13 protein-coding genes and 1 pseudogene are annotated in these 18,022 nt (G+C 69.6%); 5 read left to right on the top strand and 9 right to left on the bottom strand.

What is annotated here, in order from left to right; all coding sequences use genetic code 11:
* Positions 1–258 precede the first annotated feature (258 nt).
* From FVS66_RS10020 to thyX, 3 genes are all read right to left on the bottom strand, one after another.
* Complete coding sequence (locus FVS66_RS10020) at positions 259–1,944, bottom strand: ribonuclease J (protein WP_149180677.1); 1,686 nt, start codon at positions 1,942–1,944, stop codon at positions 259–261.
* A 110-nt stretch (positions 1,945–2,054) separates the two neighbouring features.
* Positions 2,055–2,954: a 4-hydroxy-tetrahydrodipicolinate synthase gene (gene dapA, locus FVS66_RS10015; protein ID WP_149180676.1), complete on the bottom strand. Its 900-nt coding sequence runs from the start codon at positions 2,952–2,954 to the stop codon at positions 2,055–2,057.
* Positions 2,955–3,162: 208 nt separating this feature from the next.
* Entirely contained in the window at positions 3,163–3,921 is a 759-nt protein-coding gene (thyX, locus tag FVS66_RS10010) for an FAD-dependent thymidylate synthase (protein WP_149180675.1), read from the bottom strand.
* 149 nt (positions 3,922–4,070) lie between these two features.
* Between thyX and FVS66_RS10005 the strand changes: the two genes are divergently transcribed.
* Both FVS66_RS10005 and FVS66_RS10000 read left to right on the top strand, forming a co-directional pair.
* Positions 4,071–4,337 (top strand): hypothetical protein, encoded by a 267-nt coding sequence (locus FVS66_RS10005; protein ID WP_149180674.1) that lies wholly within the window; start codon positions 4,071–4,073, stop codon positions 4,335–4,337.
* A gap of 95 nt (positions 4,338–4,432) precedes the next feature.
* The gene (locus FVS66_RS10000; protein ID WP_149180673.1) at positions 4,433–4,987 is read left to right on the top strand and encodes a hypothetical protein; all 555 of its coding nucleotides are present in this window, start codon (positions 4,433–4,435) and stop codon (positions 4,985–4,987) included.
* A gap of 60 nt (positions 4,988–5,047) precedes the next feature.
* On the opposite strand, the gene FVS66_RS09995 is transcribed toward FVS66_RS10000, so the two are convergent.
* The 6 genes from FVS66_RS09995 to eccD all read right to left on the bottom strand — a co-directional run bounded on the left by FVS66_RS09995 (position 5,048) and on the right by eccD (position 12,291).
* Positions 5,048–5,500 carry a tetratricopeptide repeat protein gene (locus FVS66_RS09995; protein WP_149180672.1) on the bottom strand — a complete coding sequence of 151 codons (453 nt, stop codon included), beginning with the start codon at positions 5,498–5,500 and terminating at the stop codon, positions 5,048–5,050.
* Positions 5,501–5,505: 5 nt separating this feature from the next.
* Positions 5,506–6,261 carry a 4-hydroxy-tetrahydrodipicolinate reductase gene (dapB, locus tag FVS66_RS09990; protein WP_149180671.1) on the bottom strand — a complete coding sequence of 252 codons (756 nt, stop codon included), beginning with the start codon at positions 6,259–6,261 and terminating at the stop codon, positions 5,506–5,508.
* A 68-nt stretch (positions 6,262–6,329) separates the two neighbouring features.
* Complete coding sequence (locus FVS66_RS09985; protein WP_149180670.1) at positions 6,330–7,709, bottom strand: pitrilysin family protein; 1,380 nt, start codon at positions 7,707–7,709, stop codon at positions 6,330–6,332.
* Positions 7,706–9,934 (bottom strand): polyribonucleotide nucleotidyltransferase, encoded by a 2,229-nt coding sequence (locus FVS66_RS09980; RefSeq protein ID WP_149180669.1) that lies wholly within the window; start codon positions 9,932–9,934, stop codon positions 7,706–7,708. The genes FVS66_RS09985 and FVS66_RS09980 overlap by 4 nt, the downstream gene beginning before the upstream one ends.
* A gap of 367 nt (positions 9,935–10,301) precedes the next feature.
* Positions 10,302–10,592 carry a 30S ribosomal protein S15 gene (gene rpsO / locus FVS66_RS09975; RefSeq protein WP_023586232.1) on the bottom strand — a complete coding sequence of 97 codons (291 nt, stop codon included), beginning with the start codon at positions 10,590–10,592 and terminating at the stop codon, positions 10,302–10,304.
* A 229-nt stretch (positions 10,593–10,821) separates the two neighbouring features.
* Positions 10,822–12,291, bottom strand: coding sequence for a type VII secretion integral membrane protein EccD (eccD, locus tag FVS66_RS09970; protein WP_149180668.1), 1,470 nt, complete (start codon positions 12,289–12,291; stop codon positions 10,822–10,824).
* Positions 12,292–12,810: 519 nt separating this feature from the next.
* Here eccD and eccCa point away from each other — a divergent pair.
* From eccCa to FVS66_RS09955, 3 genes and pseudogenes are all read left to right on the top strand, one after another.
* The gene (eccCa, locus tag FVS66_RS09965) at positions 12,811–16,767 is read left to right on the top strand and encodes a type VII secretion protein EccCa (protein WP_149180667.1); all 3,957 of its coding nucleotides are present in this window, start codon (positions 12,811–12,813) and stop codon (positions 16,765–16,767) included.
* A gap of 191 nt (positions 16,768–16,958) precedes the next feature.
* The gene (locus FVS66_RS09960; RefSeq protein WP_149180660.1) at positions 16,959–17,333 is read left to right on the top strand and encodes a hypothetical protein; all 375 of its coding nucleotides are present in this window, start codon (positions 16,959–16,961) and stop codon (positions 17,331–17,333) included.
* Positions 17,334–17,354: 21 nt separating this feature from the next.
* Positions 17,355–18,022: pseudogene (locus FVS66_RS09955) on the top strand (hypothetical protein); the annotation flags it as partial.

Raw genomic sequence — 18,022 nt, 5'->3', positions numbered from 1 at the left:
GTGTTTCCAACCTTACCAGATCCGTTTTCCGTTCCGTTTCCGGTTCGGATTTCGTTTCCGATGGCCGTTGGAGGGCCTTTACCTTTCGGCGGATTCCGACTTTATCAGAGATTCTGAGTCGGATTTCCCGCCCCTCCTGGCTCCCCTTCGGCACGCGAAGGTTCCGGGTTCCCGGTCGGGCGGAGCCGTAAACGTACTGGAGCGGGGCGCCCGGATGCAAATCAAGGCTGCCCCGCTCCGGTCGGAGCTGGCGAGGCGTCAGACCTCAACCACCACAGGCAGGATCATCGGCCGGCGGCGGTACGAGTCCGAGACCCACTTGCCGATCGTCCGGCGGATCAGCTGCTGGAGCTGGTGCGGCTCCACCACACCGTCCTGGGCCGACTTGTTCAGGGCGTCCTCGATCTTCGGGATGACGGCGTCGAACGCGCCGTCCTCGATGCCGGAGCCGCGCGCCTGGACGTGCGGGCCGCCGACGATCTTGCCGGACGTGGAGTCGACCACGACGAAGACCGAGACGATGCCCTCCTCGCCCAGGATGCGGCGGTCCTTGAGGTGTACCTCCGTGACGTCGCCGACCGAGAGGCCGTCCACGTACACGTAACCCGCCTGGACCTTGCCGACGATCTTGGCTTTGCCGTCGATCAGGTCGACGACGACGCCGTCCTCCGCGATGACGATGCGGTCCTTCGGTACGCCCGTGAGCGCGCCGAGTTCCGCGTTGGCGCGCAGATGGCGCCACTCGCCGTGCACCGGCATCAGGTTCTTCGGCTTGCAGATGTTGTAGAAGTAGAGCAGCTCGCCGGCCGAGGCATGGCCGGAGACGTGCACCTTGGCGTTGCCCTTGTGGACGACGTTGGCGCCCCAGCGGGTCAGGCCGTTGATCACGCGGTAGACCGCGTTCTCGTTGCCCGGGATCAGGGACGACGCCAGGATCACCGTGTCGCCCTGGACGATACGGATCTGGTGGTCCCGGTTGGCCATCCGGGACAGGGCCGCCATCGGCTCGCCCTGGGAGCCCGTACAGACCAGGACGACCTCGTGGTCCGGCAGGTCGTCGAGGGTCTTGACGTCGACGACGAGTCCGGCCGGGACGCGCAGGTAGCCCAGGTCGCGGGCGATGCCCATGTTGCGGACCATCGAGCGGCCGACGAAGGCGACCCGGCGGCCGTACTCGTGGGCGGCGTCGAGGACCTGCTGGATGCGGTGCACATGGCTGGCGAAGCTCGCCACGATGATGCGCCGCTGGGCGCCGGCGAACACCGAGCGCATGACGTTGGAGATGTCACGCTCGGGCGCCGTGAAGCCGGGGACCTCGGCGTTCGTGGAGTCGCTGAGGAGGAGGTCGATGCCCTCCTCGCTCAGCCGGGCGAACGCGTGCAGGTCCGTGAGGCGGCTGTCCAGCGGGAGCTGGTCCATCTTGAAGTCGCCGGTGTGCACGACCATGCCCGCGGGGGTGCGGATGGCGACGGCCAGGGCGTCCGGGATGGAGTGGTTGACCGCGATGAACTCGCAGTCGAAGGCACCCAGCTGTTCCCGGTGCCCCTCCGCCACTTCGAGTGTGTACGGGCGGATGCGGTGCTCCTGGAGCTTGGCCTCGATCAGGGCGAGGGTCAGCTTGGAGCCGATGAGGGGGATGTCCGGCTTGAGGCGGAGCAGGTAGGGCACGCCACCGATGTGGTCCTCGTGACCGTGGGTGAGGACGATGGCCTCGATGTCGTCGAGGCGGTCCCTCAGGGTCGTGAAGTCCGGCAGGATCAGGTCGACGCCGGGCTGCTCCTCCTCGGGGAACAGCACGCCGCAGTCGACGATCAGCAGTCGGCCGCCGTACTCGAAGACCGTCATGTTGCGGCCGATCTCGCCGAGGCCGCCCAGCGGGGTGACGCGAAGGCCGCCCTTGGGCAACTTCGGTGGGGTGCCGAGTTCAGGATGCGGATGACTCAAAAGACTCTCCTCACCACGCGCGCCACGTGCCGCTGAGACACATGGCGCGCGTGACTTTCATGCAGGTGCAAGGGACTGTGTTGCTGCGTATTCAGTTATGAAGTCTGTTGTCACAGCTCTACCCCGCCCGCGGCGAGGTCGGTCCTGAGCTGAGCGGTCTCGGCAGGCGAGAGCCCCACGAGCGGCAGGCGCAGCGGGCCCGCGGGGAGGCCCTGGAGGGTGAGGGCGGCCTTGGTGGTGATCACGCCCTGGTTGCGGAACATGCCGGTGTAGACCGGGAGCAGCTGCTGGTGGATCTCGGTGGCCTTCTGGACGTCGCCGGCGAGGTGGGCGTCGAGGAGGGCGCGCAGCTCCGGGGTGACGACATGGCCGACGACGGAGACGAAGCCGACGGCGCCGACGGAGAGCAGTGGCAGGTTGAGCATGTCGTCGCCGGAGTACCAGGCGAGGCCGGAGCGGGCGATGGCCCAGCTGGCGCGGCCGAGGTCGCCCTTGGCGTCCTTGTTGGCGACGATGCGCGGGTGCTCGGCGAGGCGGACGATCGTCTCGGTGTCGATGGGCACGCCGCTGCGGCCGGGGATGTCGTAGAGCATCACCGGGAGCTCGGTGGCGTCGGCGATGGCCGTGAAGTGCCGGTACAGGCCCTCCTGCGGGGGCTTGTTGTAGTACGGCGTGACGGCGAGCAGGCCGTGGGCACCGGCGCGCTCTGCGGCGCGGGCCAGCTCGAGCGTGTGGCGGGTGTCGTTGGTTCCGATGCCGGCGACGACGTGGGCACGGTCGCCGACGGCCTCCAGGACCGCCCGTACGAGCTGCTCTTTCTCCGCGTCGCTGGTGGTCGGGGACTCGCCGGTGGTGCCGTTGACGACCAGGCCGTCGTTGCCTGCGTCCACGAGGTGGCTGGCGAGCCGCTGAGCGCCGTCGAGGTCGAGTGCGCCGTCCGCCGCGAAGGGCGTGACCATGGCGGTGAGGACCCGCCCGAAGGGGGTCTGCGGAGTGGAGATCGGAGCCATGGGTAACACGCTACTCGCTGCTTGACGCGCGGTGCCCCTAGGGGACGTCCGGAAGTGGAGCCCGGCACTGCCTGCTCGGGGGTTCAAGCAGTGCCGGGTCCGTTTGATCAGCCTAGATGAACTTCTCAGAACGCCGCAATGTGGACACTTCGGGCGGCTGACCCGTACATCTGTACAAGCCTCGGACCTGGATTTCGGTCGCTCCTGGCTACGGCGCGACGCGGCCGTTCTTGTTGAACGCGGCGTACGTGAGCGGCATGAGCTCGGCCCACTCCGCCTCCATCTTCTCGCCGACCATCTCGATCTCCCGCTGCGGGAAGGACGGGACCTTGGCCAGCTCGTGCTGCGTGCGCAGACCGAGGAAGTGCATCAGCGAGCGGGCGTTGCACGTGGCGTACATGGACGAGTAGAGGCCGACCGGGAGGACCGAGCGGGCCACCTCGCGGGCGACGCCGGCGGCCAGCATCTCCTGGTACGCCTCGTACGCCTGGACGTACGACTGCTCCATCGTGCGCGAGACGAGCGTGTGCTGCTCCTCGGTGCCCTCGACGAAGACGTATTTGCCCGGGCGGCCCTCCTGGACCAGCTTGCGGGAGGCGTCCGGGACGTAGAAGACGGGCTCGAGCTCCCGGTAGCGGCCGGACTCCTCGTTGTACGACCAGCCCACGCGGTGCCGCATGAACTCGCGGAAGACGAAGATCGGGGCGCTGATGAAGAAGGTCATCGAGTTGTGCTCGAAGGGGCTGCCGTGCCGGTCCCGCATCAGATAGTTGATGAGCCCCTTCGAACGCTCCGGGTCCTTCGTAAGCTCCTCCAGGGACTGCTCCCCGGCCGTGGAGACACGGGCGGCCCACAGCACGTCGGAGTCCGCGGCGCTGTGCTTGACCAGCTCGACCGTCACGTCGCTGCGGAAGCCGGGCTTGAGCTCCTCGGAGTCCTGGGGGGTTTCGGCGGGGGTGTCGGTCACCGGCGGGTCCTTCCAAAATCGCGTCGCGCGGGCGGCGCCCACTCTACGGCCCGGGACCGACATCGGATTTCAGGGCACCAAACGGCTCGTACACGCGTCTGTATCGGTAGAAGCCGCAACCAGCGGCCGTATCGAAGGAGAGCAGCGCCATGATCCTCCCCCAGCCACCGCTGGGCGGTGCCCCGAGGCGAGAGGCAGTCCCGTTCGCGTTCGTCGCCGAGACCGACCGCTTCCGCAGCAACGTCACCCCTCCGGCGCGGCAGCGTCCCAGCCTGTCGCAGGTCGCTGGTCGTACGCTGATCGGGCTGACTGTGGTGGCCGGGCTGGTCGGGTCGCTGCTGTTCGGGATGCCGGCGATGCAGTCCGGGCCGTCGGCCGGGCACACGCAGCAGTCCGAGGCTTCCGACGGCCGCTGACCCGTACGCGCCCCCTGCTGTGGCCGGTCGCGGGCGTGCTGGGTAGCCTCACCGGGCACAGCCCGAACGAGCGTGCAAAGAGTTAAGGATCAGTCGTGCCCCTGCCCTTTCTGACGGCCGACCGCGCTTTCGAAGCCACAGGCGACGACATGGCGCTCCCCTTCGACGACCACGACCAGTGGCGCCGCCCGTACCGGCCCGGGCCGTGGCGGGTCAGCGCCGCCGCGGTCGCGCTGCTGGTCGCCTCGTTCATGCTGCTCGCGACGCTGATCATCGCGCTGGCCGGGGACCTCGCGGCCGGGGGCGTGTGCCTGGGGGCCGCGCTCCTGGTGATTCTGGTGGCGCTGCGGATGCTGCGCATGGGCACATGGGTGAGCCGGCACGGCGTACGGCGTGTGCGGTTCTTCAGGACGGTCACCGTTCCGTGGGCGCGGGCCGCGTCCCTGCGGACGGTGCAGCAGCCGGTGCGGTGGCTGGGGCTGCCGCGCACCGTGCAGGGGCAGGCGCTCGTCCTCGTACGGCACGGTGGCGGTGAGCCGCTGACACTGCTCACCGACCACAACGCGGACTTCCTGGCCCGGGTCGAGGCGTTCGACCGGGCCGCCGACTCCGTCGAGGCGTGGAACGCGGAGTACGGCTTCGCCTCCTAGGGCTTGAGGCTCCCCGTGAGTGAGCCGCCACGGCGCCCGGATTCTCGTCCGGGCGCCGTCTCAGTTCGCGAGCGGCCGGTTGTCGTGCAGGGCGATCGCGCGTTGCATCGCCTTGCGGGCCCTGGGGGTGTCGCGGGCGTCCCGGTAGGCGACCGCGAGGCGGAACCAGCAGCGCCAGTCGTCCGGGGCGTCCTCGGTCTCCGCGCGGCGCCTGGCGAACACCTCGTCGGCCGAGTCGCGGTCGACCAGCCCGTCCGGCGTGCGCCGCAGTTCGTCGACGGGAAGGCCGCCCTCCGCCTCCAGCTCGGCCGCGAGGCGGTTGGCCTTGGTGACGAACCGGGTGTTCATCCAGAGGAACCACACGCCGATGACCGGCAGGACCATGGCCGCGGCCCCGAGCGTCACCGTGACGGCGGTGCCCTGCTGGATGAGTGCCACGCCGCGGCCGCCGGCCAGGACGAACCAGACGACCAGGAAGGCGGCCATGACGAAGTACGTGATCTTTGCGCCCATGGGAGTCAGCCGAGGTCGAGGAAGTTTTCCAGGCCGAAGGTGAGGCCCGGGGTGGTGACGACACGGCGGCAGCCCAGCAGGATGCCCGGCATGAAGCTGCTGTGGTGCAGCGAGTCGTGGCGGACGGTGAGCGTCTCGCCCTCGCCGCCGAGCAGCACCTCCTGGTGGGCCAGCAGGCCCCGGAGGCGCACCGCGTGGACGGGGACACCGTCGACGTTCGCGCCGCGCGCGCCGTCCAGGGCCGTGGTGGTGGCGTCGGGCTGCGGCGCGCAGCCGGCCTCGGCGCGGGCGGCGGCGATGAGCTGGGCGGTGCGGGTGGCGGTGCCGGAGGGGGCGTCGACCTTGTTGGGGTGGTGCAGCTCGACGACCTCGACGGACTCGAAGTAGGGCGCGGCGATCTGCGCGAACTTCATGGTGAGGACGGCGCCGATGGAGAAGTTCGGGGCGATGAGGACGCCGGTCTCCGGGGAGCCGTCCAGCCAGGTGGTGAGCCGGCTGAGGCGGTCCTCGGTCCAGCCCGTCGTACCGACGACGGCGTGGATGCCATGGCGTACGCAGAAGTCGAGGTTGTCCATCACGGAGGCGGGGGTGGTCAGCTCGACGGCGACCTGGGCGCCGGCCTCGGTGAGGGTCTCCAGCTTGTCGCCCCGGCCGAGGGCGGCGACCAGCTCCATGTCGTCGGCGGCCTCGACCGCGCGGACGGCTTCGGAGCCGATGCGTCCCCGGGCGCCGATGACCGCGACCCGCAGCTTGCTGCTCATGCTCGTACTTCCTTCGATTCCGGTCCGTGTCCGTGGCCCGCGCGGGGGCGGGCCACGGGCACGGGCTGTCAGGACACCGCTTCGTGGAGGCGGTCCGCCTGCTTGTCCTTGAGCGGCCCGATGACGGACAGCGAGGGCCGCTGTCCGAGGAGCTCGGACGCGACCGCGCGTACGTCGTCGGGGGTGACGGCCGCGATATGGGCGAGCATGTCGTCGACCGACATCTGGTCGCCCCAGCACAGCTCGCTCTTGCCGATGCGGTTCATCAGCGCGCCGGTGTCCTCCAGGCCGAGGACGGTGGAGCCCTTGAGCTGGCCGACGGCCCGCCGGATCTCGTCGTCGGAGAGGCCGTCGGAGGCGACCCGGTCGAGTTCGTCGCGGCAGATGCGCAGCACGTCGTGGACCTGGTTGGGGCGGCAGCCCGCGTACACGCCGAACAGGCCGCAGTCGGCGAAGCCCGAGGTGTACGAGTAGACGCTGTAGGCCAGACCGCGCTTCTCGCGGACCTCCTGGAAGAGGCGCGAGGACATGCCGCCGCCGAGGGCGGTGTTCAGGACGCCGACGGCCCAGCGGCGGTCGTCGGTGCGGGCGAAGCCGGGCATGCCGAGGACGACGTGTGCCTGTTCGGTCCTGCGGTTGACCAGCTCGACACGGCCGGCGGCGCGGAGGGCGCGTCGGCCGTCGCGCGGGGCGACCGGGACGGCGTCGGTACGGGTGAGGGCGCCGGCCTTCTCGAAGGCACGGCGGACCTGGCGTACGACGGTGGCGTGGTCGATGTTGCCGGCGGCCGCGACGACCAGGTGGGTGGGGTCGTAGTGCTTCTTGTAGAAGCGGGCGACCTGGTCGCGGGTGAGGGCGTTGATCGTGTCGACCGTGCCGAGGACGGGGCGGCCCAGCGGGGTGTCGCCGAACATCGTCTTGGCGAACAGGTCGTGAACGACGTCGCCCGGGTCGTCCTCGGTCATCGCGATCTCTTCGAGGATCACGCCGCGCTCGGCGTCGATGTCCTCCTCCAGGATCAGCGAGCCGGTGAGCATGTCGCACACGACGTCGATGGCGAGCGGCAGGTCCGTGTCGAGGACCCGCGCGTAGTAGCAGGTGTACTCCTTCGCCGTGAAGGCGTTCATCTCGCCGCCGACCGCGTCGATGGCGGCGGAGATGTCGAGGGCGCTGCGCTTGTGCGTGCCCTTGAAGAGGAGGTGCTCCAGGTAGTGCGTGGCGCCGTTGAGGGCGGGCGTCTCGTCGCGGGAGCCGACGTGGGCCCAGATGCCGAAGGTGGCGGAGCGTACGGAGGGCAGGGTCTCGGTGACGATACGGAGGCCACCGGGGAGGGTGGTGCGACGGACCGTACCGATGCCGTCCTTGCCCTTGAGAAGCGTTTGGGTACGGGCGACGGCCCGCGCCTCCGAAGAGGTGCGGGCCGTCGTCCGGAGACTACGGGACGTCACTTGTCGGCGTCGTCCTTCTTGTCGTCAGAGCCCTCGGCGCCCTCGTCGTCCGCGAGGACGGGGATGAGGGAGAGCTTGCCGCGCTGGTCGATCTCGGCGATCTCGACCTGCACCTTGGAGCCGACCGCGACCACGTCCTCGACGTTCTCCACGCGCTTGCCACCGGCGAGCTTGCGGATCTGCGAGATGTGCAGCAGACCGTCCTTGCCGGGGAGGAGCGAGACGAACGCGCCGAAGGTGGTGGTCTTGACGACCGTACCCAGGTAGCGCTCGCCGACCTCGGGCATCGTCGGGTTGGCGATGCCGTTGATCGTGGCACGGGCGGCCTCGGCGGCCGGGCCGTCGGCGGCGCCGATGTAGATGGTGCCGTCGTCCTCGATGGTGATCTCGGCGCCGGTGTCCTCCTGGATCTGGTTGATCATCTTGCCCTTGGGGCCGATGACCTCACCGATCTTGTCCACGGGGATCTTGACCGTGATGATCCGCGGGGCGTTGGGGGACATCTCGTCCGGGCGGTCGATCGCCTCCATCATCACGTCGAGGATGTGGAGGCGGGCGTCGCGGGCCTGCTTGAGGGCCGCGGCCAGGACGGAGGCCGGGATGCCGTCCAGCTTGGTGTCGAGCTGGAGAGCGGTGACGAACTCCTTCGTACCGGCGACCTTGAAGTCCATGTCGCCGAAGGCGTCCTCCGCACCGAGGATGTCGGTGAGGGCGACGTAGTGCGTCTCGCCGTCGATCTCCTGCGAGATCAGGCCCATCGCGATACCGGCGACGGGGGCCTTCAGCGGCACACCGGCGTTCAGCAGCGACATGGTGGAGGCGCAGACGGAGCCCATGGACGTCGAGCCGTTGGAGCCGAGGGCCTCGGACACCTGGCGGATCGCGTAGGGGAACTCCTCACGCGTCGGCAGCACCGGCACGAGCGCGCGCTCGGCGAGGGCGCCGTGGCCGATCTCGCGGCGCTTCGGCGAACCGACGCGGCCGGTCTCACCGACGGAGTACGGCGGGAAGTTGTAGTTGTGCATGTAGCGCTTGCGGGTCACCGGGGAGAGGGTGTCCAGCTGCTGCTCCATGCGGAGCATGTTCAGGGTGGTGACGCCCAGGATCTGGGTCTCGCCACGCTCGAACAGCGCCGAACCGTGCACGCGCGGGATGGCCTCGACCTCGGCGGCGAGCGTACGGATGTCCGTGATGCCACGGCCGTCCATGCGCACCTTGTCCTTGATGATGCGCTCGCGGACCAGCTTCTTGGTCAGCGCGCGGTACGCACCCGAGATCTCCTTCTCGCGGCCCTCGAAGGCCGGGAGAAGCTTCTCGGCGGCGAGCTCCTTGATGCGGTCGAGCTCGGTCTCGCGCTCCTGCTTGCCGGCGATGGTGAGCGCCTGGGCGAGCTCCGTCCTGACGGCGGCGGTCAGCGCCTCCAGGACGTCGTCCTGGTAGTCGAGGAAGACCGGGAACTCGCCGGTGGGCTTGGCGGCCTTGGCGGCGAGGTCGGCCTGGGCCTTGCAGAGGACCTTGATGAAGGGCTTCGCGGCCTCGAGACCGGCGGCGACGATCTCCTCGGTCGGCGCCTCGACGCCGCCCTTGACGAGCTCGACGGTCTTCTCGGTGGCCTCGGCCTCGACCATCATGATCGCGACGTCGCCGTCCTCCAGGACGCGGCCCGCGACGACCATGTCGAAGACGGCGTCCTCGAGCTCGGTGTGCGTCGGGAAGGCGACCCACTGGCCCTTGATGAGGGCGACGCGGGTGCCGCCGATCGGGCCGGAGAAGGGCAGGCCGGCCAGCTGCGTGGAGCAGGAGGCGGCGTTGATGGCGACCACGTCGTAGAGGTGGTCGGGGTTGAGCGCCATGATCGTCTCAACGATCTGGATCTCGTTGCGCAGGCCCTTCTTGAAGGAGGGGCGCAGCGGGCGGTCGATCAGGCGGCAGGTGAGGACGGCGTCCTCGGAGGGCCGGCCCTCCCGGCGGAAGAAGGAGCCGGGGATCTTGCCGGCCGCGTACATCCGCTCCTCGACGTCCACCGTCAGGGGGAAGAAGTCGAGCTGGTCCTTGGGCTTCTTGGAGGCGGTCGTGGCCGACAGCACCATGGTGTCGTCGTCCAGATACGCCACGGCGGAGCCGGCGGCCTGCTTGGCCAGGCGGCCCGTCTCGAAGCGGATGGTGCGGGTGCCGAAGGAGCCGTTGTCGATGACGGCCTCGGCGTAGTGGGTCTCGTTCTCCACTAGCGATTTCTCCGTTTACGTGTCGTCTTGTTCGTCTTTGGTCCTGCGCCCGTATGACGCGGGACGGGTGGAGAGATCGCGCCTTGTGTGCGGGCCGGTCTTCGATCGAAGCACCCGGGTGCACCCCTGTGGGTGATGTCCCGGGGGCCACTACCGAGGACCGGCGACGGCGAGGCGCTCTCTCCTCACACTGCCATTCTGGCGTTATATCCGCTTCATGGCGATTTCGTTATGGCGTTGTGCGACCAGATTACTGAGCATGCGCCCAGAAGCGCATTCCGGTCGTCCGCGCGTACGGCAATCGATGTGCGCGTACAGCAAAGGGAGCGGCCCCCGGTCGGTCGGGAACCGCTCCCCTCACAGCGTCTTACTTCGCACCGCCGGCGGCACCGCGACGGATGCCGAGGCGGTCGACCAGCGCACGGAAGCGCTGGATGTCCTTCTTGGCCAGGTACTGCAGCAGGCGGCGGCGCTGGCCGACGAGGATCAGCAGACCACGGCGGGAGTGGTGGTCGTGCTTGTGCGTCTTGAGGTGCTCGGTCAGGTCCGAGATGCGGCGGGAGAGCAGCGCGACCTGGACCTCGGGGGAGCCGGTGTCGCCCTCCTTGGTGCCGAACTCGGCCATGATCTGCTTCTTCGTGGCGGCGTCGAGAGACACTCGGTACTCCTCTTGATGTTTCGATGCGCCCGCGAGTGCCCCTGGTCTTGGTCTCAGGGGAGCTTCCGTGACTCGGAGGCGAAGGCTCGATGAGCGCAGCTCCCAGATGATCCGGGGGCGCGTACACAAACGGCCGTCACACAGCGTACCAGCCGTGGAGCATGGCTCCGGCTGTGGTCCTGTACGACTCGCTGCCGTGCCGGGCATACGCGGCCCGCTCCCGGCTGAATCAGCTGGTGAGCGAGCGGGCCGCGCTGTAGACGTCCAGGACGGCGAGGCAGAGCGGGACGAGCGAGAGCAGGACCGCTCCCTCGACGATGTCGAGCAACCGGCCCCAGAACGGCGACAGGCCCTTCTTCGGGATGATCAGGCCGATCGCGGTGATCAGTGCGACGCCGGCGGCGACGGCGGCGCTCAGCCAGATCGTACGGATGTCGAGACCGCCCCGGTCACCGTGAACGAGCAGTTCCCGGACCAGATCGGCCGGAGGGTTGAGGGAGAGGCCCAGGATCAGCAGACCGATCGCGGCGAGGCCGGCCACCAGGGCGCAGGCGACCTGGGAGGTGTAGCGGAACAGGCGGGCGCGCAGCAGCATGGCGAGGCCGGCGGCCAGAGCGAGGCACTGCCCCCATGCGTTGCCGGCGAAACCGAGGACAGCCGCGCTCGCGACGACGACTGCGGCACAGCCGCCGACCAGACCGAGCAGCATCTCGTGGCCGCGGCGGGCCTGGAGGGCGATGCGCTCCGCCTCCACGGGCTGGGCGTCGGGCTGCTCGTCCCCGTCGAAGTCGACGGCGTCGATCGACGGGGTGCGCGGGGCTGCGTATCCGATGGGCAGCCGGGCGAAGCGGGCGGACAGGCCCGGCAGGAAAGCGACCAGGCCGATGGCGACGGGCGCGCAGACGGACGCGGCAGCGGTGGCGGACGCCTCGGTGAGGATCGCGGCGAAGGTCGCGAGCGTGCCGACGGCGGCGAGGAAGGTGGCCGCCACGAAAGGCGCGTCGCCGCTGGGGGCCAGCGCGACGAGGACCACGGAGGCGACCAGGACGGTCACACAGCCGAGGAGGAACTGCAGGCGTCCGGGGCCCTGACCGTCGGCCGGGCCGATGATGCCGGAGCCCGCGACGAGGAGGAGGGGCAGAGCGCCCAGACCGAAGGCGACGGCGCCGTACCGGTCGCCGTACACCCGGGCCCGTACGCCCGCGAACGCGGTGAGCAGGACACCGGCGGCCCCCGCGATGATTCCGGGGAGGCCGTGCATGTCATGGCGCACGGGGTCCGCGTACCAGAGGACGAAGCCCATGAGGAGGAGCAGCAGAACCCCGCCGACGAGGCCGGCGCCGCGGAGCATGTCGTCGCTCCACAGGCGGCGGTTCCGGGTGATGGCGGAGGCGACGGCGTCGGCGACGTCGTCGAAGACGGCGGGGGGCAGTGACTCCGCGAAGGGCCTGAGGAGGAGGACCTCACCGTCGAGGACCCGCTGGGCGACGAGGGTCCGGGCGCTGTCGAGGACGGTGCCGTCGCGGCGTACGAGGTGGTAGCCCGTGGGGGTGGCGGCCGCCTGGCCCTGGCCGGTGAGCCGGAGGATCTCCGGGTAGACGTCGGCGACGGCGATGTCCTCGGGAAGGGCCACATCGATGCGGCTGTCCGGCGCCACGACGGTGACGCGGCAGAAGCCGGTCGCTGCGCTGGTACTCACGTGTCTGGACCCCCTGGTTTCCCTGATTCGCGGTTGCGCACAGTGCGCGCGTCACCCTACCGGGACGCGACACGACAAGCTGCAAGTAGGATCGCCTTCGCGCGGAGGGACGTTCGCGGCGGGCGGAGGGAACTCCGCAGTCGTGGATGGCCGTCCGCGCTCGCGGTATCCGTCCATCACATGTGACTTCACACCACGGCGCGGGATCTCCGCAGCACGGGTCTCGGCCTACGCGGAGCGTCCAGCGGCGCGGGTGTCGCCTGCGGTGCAGGGGGTGCCACCGACGTGAGTCTCCTTGGGCGGGGGCGCTGCTGACGCGGGCTCATCCTCGGACGCGGCTCCCGCGCATGCGGAGCCGGAGCCGTACGCAGGGCGCCTGCGGGGCCCAGGCGTGAGGGCCGACCCCTGTGCGGGGGTCGGGTGCGCGTATGTGAGGGTGGTCGCGAGTCGAACTGTCGCGGGGGCGTCGGTGTGGGTACTGCCGGCGGTCTTCCGTTCGTATCGAGGGATGATGCCCGGGTGAGCCAGATCGTCGTCAAACGCCCGCCGAGGTCGCTTCCGCCGGAAGTCCCCACGGAAGAACTGAGGTTGGAGTCTCCTCCCGAACTGCCGCGCGGGCAGCAGGAGGGGATGCTCATGCAGGTCCTTCCGATGCTCGGCATGGGGTCGTCCGTCGTCTTCTTCTTCATGCCGAACATGCCGCCGTTCATGCGGATCATGGGCATGCTGATGCTGGTCTCGACGGTGGGCATGGTGATCGCGCAGGTCGTGCGGCACCGCCGCGGTACGCAGGGGCAGGTGGCCGATGTACGGCGCGACTACCTCAAATACCTCGCGCAGACTCGCCGCACGGTCCGCAAGACCGCCCGTGCGCAGCGCGATGCGCAGCTCTATCTGCACCCGTCCCCCGAGCAGTTGTGGTCGGTCGTGGCCGAGGGCTCACGGCTGTGGGAGCGACGCGTCGGTGACAAGGACTTCTGCCAGGTGCGCGTCGGGCTCGGCGCGCAGCAGTTGGTCACACCGCTGGTGGCGCCCGATACCGCGCCGGTGGACGAGCTGGAGCCGCTGTGTGCGGGGGCGATGCAGCGGTTCCTGGCGGTGCACGGCTCGCTGGACGGGCTTCCGATGGCCGTGTCGTTGCGGGCGTTCTACCACGTGACCGTGTCGGGTGAGCCGGAGTCCGCCTGCGCCGCGGCGCGTGCGATGGTGGCGCAGCTCGTGACGCTGCACTCCCCCGACGATCTCATGGTCGCGGTGGTCGCCGCGCCAGGCGCCGTGGCGCGCTGGGACTGGACCAAGTGGCTGCCCCACGCGCAGGCGCCCGGCCAGGTCGACGGCGCCGGTACGAAGCGGCTGTTCGGCGACGACCTCGGGGAGCTGGAGCAGCTGCTGCGCAGCCGCCTGGAGGGGCGTCCGCGGTTCAGCCGGGAGAGTCAGCCGGTGCTGGACCAGCCGCACATCGTGGTGGTGCTGGACGGCGGGTTGGTGCCGCCGGAGTCGCTGTTCGCGGCGGCCGAGGGCCTGCAGGGCGTCACCATCATCGAGGTGGTGCCCGGTGACCTGGACGAGCAGCGGGGCGGGCTATCCGTGGTCGTACATCCCGGACGGCTGCGGCTGCAGTCGGGGGCGGGGTACGCGTACGAGGGCCTGCCCGACGTCCTGTCGCCGCAGGCCGCCGAGGCGCTCGCGCGGCAGCTCGCGCCGCTGCGCATGGGCGGGGGCGACGACGACGAGCCGCTGCTCGCGAACCTGGACTTCACAGATCTGCTGAACCTGGGCGACGCGGCCGCGGTGGACGTGGCGCGGACCTGGCGGCCGCGGTCGACGGCGGAGCGGCTGCGCGTGCCGATCGGTGTCGGCGAGGACGGCTCGCCGGTGATGCTGGACCTGAAGGAGGCCGCGCAGGAGGGCATGGGCCCGCACGGGCTGTGCGTGGGCGCGACCGGCTCCGGTAAGTCGGAGCTGCTGCGTACCCTGGTGCTCGGCCTGGCGGTCACGCACTCCTCCGAGACGCTGAACTTCGTTCTGGCGGACTTCAAGGGTGGTGCGACCTTCGCCGGCATGTCGCAGATGCCGCATGTGGCCGCGGTCATCACCAACCTCGCGGACGACCTGACGCTCGTCGACCGCATGGGCGACGCGATCCGCGGTGAGCTGCAGCGGCGGCAGGAGCTGCTGCGGGCGGCGGGCAACTACGCCGGCATCCACGACTACGAGAAGGCACGGGCGGCGGGCGCAGCGCTGGAGCCGCTGGCCTCGCTGGTCCTGGTCATCGACGAGTTCTCGGAACTCCTCACGGCGAAGCCGGACTTCATCGACATGTTCATCCAGATCGGCCGTATCGGCCGTTCGCTGGGTGTGCATCTGCTGCTGGCCTCGCAGCGTCTGGAGGAGGGCCGACTGCGTGGGCTCGACACGTATCTCTCGTACCGGATCGGTCTGCGGACGTTCTCGGCGGCGGAGTCGCGTACGGCGCTGGGTGTGCCGGACGCGTACCACCTGCCGTCGGTACCGGGCTCGGGCTATCTGAAGTTCGGTACGGACGAGATGGTGCGTTTCAAGGCGGCGTACGTGTCGGGGACGTACCGCTCGGGCGGCCCGCGGCTGTCGGCGGACCAGCTGCCGATCGAGCGGCGCCCGGCGGTGTTCACGGCGGCCCCGGTTCCAGTGGTGTACGCGGCGCCGGATCCGGCGCGGCCGGCCGCCTCGGCCGCTCACGAGGAGGACGACGCACTGGCGGACACGGTGCTCGACGTGGTCGTGCGCCGACTGGAGGGACAGGGCGTGCCGGCCCACCAGGTGTGGCTGCCTCCGCTGGACCGGGCGCCGTCACTGGACCAGCTGCTGCCGGGTCTCGCGCCGACCGCGGACCGCGGTTTCACCGCCACCGAGTACACGCTGCCCGGTGGACTGATCGTGCCGCTCGGCCTGATCGACAAGCCGTTCGAGCAGCGGCGTGAGGTGCTGTACCAGGACTTCTCGGGTGCGGCCGGCCATCTGATGGTCGTAGGTGGTCCCCAGTCCGGTAAGTCGACGCTGCTGCGGGCGCTGATCTCGTCGTTCGCGCTGACGCACACGCCGTGGGAGGTGCAGTTCTACGGGCTGGACTTCGGCGGTGGCGGTCTGTCGGCGCTGGCCGACCTGCCGCACGTCGGCGGGATGGCGTCGCGGCTGGACCCGGAACGGGTGCGCCGTACGGTCGCCGAGGTGATGGGCGTGCTGAACCGCCGCGAGGAGTTCTTCCGGGCCCACAACATCGACTCGATCGCCACGTACCGCCGGAAGCGAGCCGCGGGTGAGCTTCCGGGCGAGGCGTGGGGTGATGTCTTCCTGGTGATCGACGGTTGGGGCACGTTCCGCAACGACCACGAGGGCCTGGACGAGACAGTCACGGACATCGTGACGCGCGGTCTGGGCTACGGCGTCCACGTCGTGATCAGCGCGACCCGGTACATGGAGGTCCGGGCCTCGGTGAAGGACCTGGTCCTGGGGCGGCTGGAACTGCGTCTCGGCGACACGATGGACTCGGAGTTCGACCGCAAGGTCGCGGCGAACGTGCCGAGGGGTGTGCCGGGCCGCGGTCAGGTACAGGAGAAACTGCACTTCATGGGCGCGCTGCCGCGTGTCGACGACTCCAGCAATCCGGGGGACCTGTCGGAGGGCACGGCCGCGTTCGTCCGGACGGTGCGGTCGGCCTGGGCCGGGCCGGGGGCGCCGGCGGTGCGACTGCTGCCGCGGTCGGTGCCGGCGGACCGGCTGCCTAAGGGCTTCGAGTTCCCGCAGCACGGTGTGGCGATCGGCATCGACGAGACGAACCTGGAGCCGGTGTTCGTCGACTTCGAGACCGATCCGTTCTTCCTCATCTTCGGCGAGAGCGAGTCCGGCAAGACGAACCTGCTGCGGCTGCTGACGAAGCAGATCACCGAGCGCTACTCGCCGGACGAGGCCAAGCTGGTCGTCGGCGACTACCGGCGCTCGCTGCTCGGCTCGCTGCCGGAGGAGTACGTCCTGGAGTACGCGCCGATGGCGAACTCGCTGCAGATGCACATGGAGGCGCTGGCCGGTGTGTTCGAGCGCCGCCAGCCGCCGGACGACGTGACACCGCAGCAGCTCCGCGACCGCAGCTGGTGGTCCGGCCCGCAGATCTTCATCGTGATCGACGACTACGACCTGGTCTCGACAAGCGCGGGCAACCCGCTGGCCCCGCTGGCGGAGTACCTGCCGTTCGCCCGCGACACCGGGATCCGCTTCATCATCGCGCGTACGACAGCGGGCGCCTCGCGCGCCATGTACGAGAGCTTCATGCAGCGCGTCAAGGAGCTGGGCGCGCAGGGCGTCGTCATGTCGGGCGACCCCCAGGAGGGTGACCTCCTCGGCCTGGTGCGCCCGCGCCCCCTGCCGCCGGGCCGCGGCTACTTCGTGTCACGGCGGGGCGGCGCGGGGCTGGTTCAGCTGGGGCGGATGCCGGACATGTAGGCGAGCGTAGGTACTCCTACTCAGGGGAAGTTGGGTACGAGGCTGCTGCCCTTGGTACCCAACCCCCGTGCTAGAACAGACATTCACTCAATCACTCATCTCACACACAGACGTACGGGGGCGGAACGTTGGGATTCGACGAGGAATGGGCCCGACTGCGGGGTGAGGCGGCCGCGCGCCAGTCATCCAGCATGCGCTTGAACCAGAACGCCGCGCCGGGCGGGGGCGGCGGGGCCGGTGTGCCCGACTTCGACTCCGACCCGAAGAAGAAGAACGAGGCGGCGGGCAAGCTGGCGGGCGAAGTGAGGACCCAGACCGTCAAGGCGTCCAACCACGCCGACGAGGCGACTAACACCGCCGTCAGCACCTTCTCCGGCTGGGGCACGGCAGCCGGCCTGAAGAAGGTCCAGAAGGTCTGGGAGAGCCAGGTCAAGACGCTGACGGGCCGCCTGGACAAGGAGTCGGCGAACCTGCGCACCACGCGGCGCCTGATCCAGAACAACGACTTCGAGCTGTACAACGACTTCGCACCACTGCGCAAGCCCTCCGGGCTGGACAACACGTAAGACCGAGAGGAGGCATCAGACATGGCGCTGACCTACAAGAAGGTCATGGAGACCGACTACGGCAAGCTCACGGCCGCCGCGAAGGCATGGGACGACATGGCCGGCGAGTTCAAGAAGGCCGAGTCGAACTACGCAGCCACGGTGCGAGGTCTCAAACCGAACTGGCGCGGCGAGGCATTCGGATCCGCGTACGTGAACTTCGCCGGCACACAGTACGAGTACGCGGCCGCCCAGACAGAAGCGAAAGCCATCGCCGACCTGCTGCGCGACGCCCACGGACAGTTCACGGAGCTGAAGAAGCGGCTGGAGTCGCTGGTCGCGGACGCCCGCAAGGACAACATGCAAGTCGACGACGAGGGGAACGTCCGGCCCGATCTCACCGACACCGAGCGCAGGGCGTTCATCCACGACCCCGATGGCCAGGCCTTGCTGAAGTCGTACACCCAGGCGGCGGCAAGCTGGGCGAAGCAGATCCAGAAGTATGTCAAAGCAATCGAGGACGCTGACGCCGGCGTGAAGCTCTCCCTCGAAGGCGCCGTGAAGGACAGCAACAAGGACTTCCTCACAGGCAAGGACGACACTGCCAACGGCTTCAACGCGGGCGCCAAGGGCGATATCGAGCAGTACGAGCTGGAATACGTACAAGACGTCACCACACGCCTCAACGAGGGCAAGCCCGTCTCGAACGC

Source organism: Streptomyces sp. TRM49041 (genome assembly GCF_008271805.1).
Lineage (GTDB): Bacteria > Actinomycetota > Actinomycetes > Streptomycetales > Streptomycetaceae > Streptomyces.
Note: the sequence above shows the minus strand (reverse complement) of the source record. Positions and strands in the feature narration are given on the sequence as shown.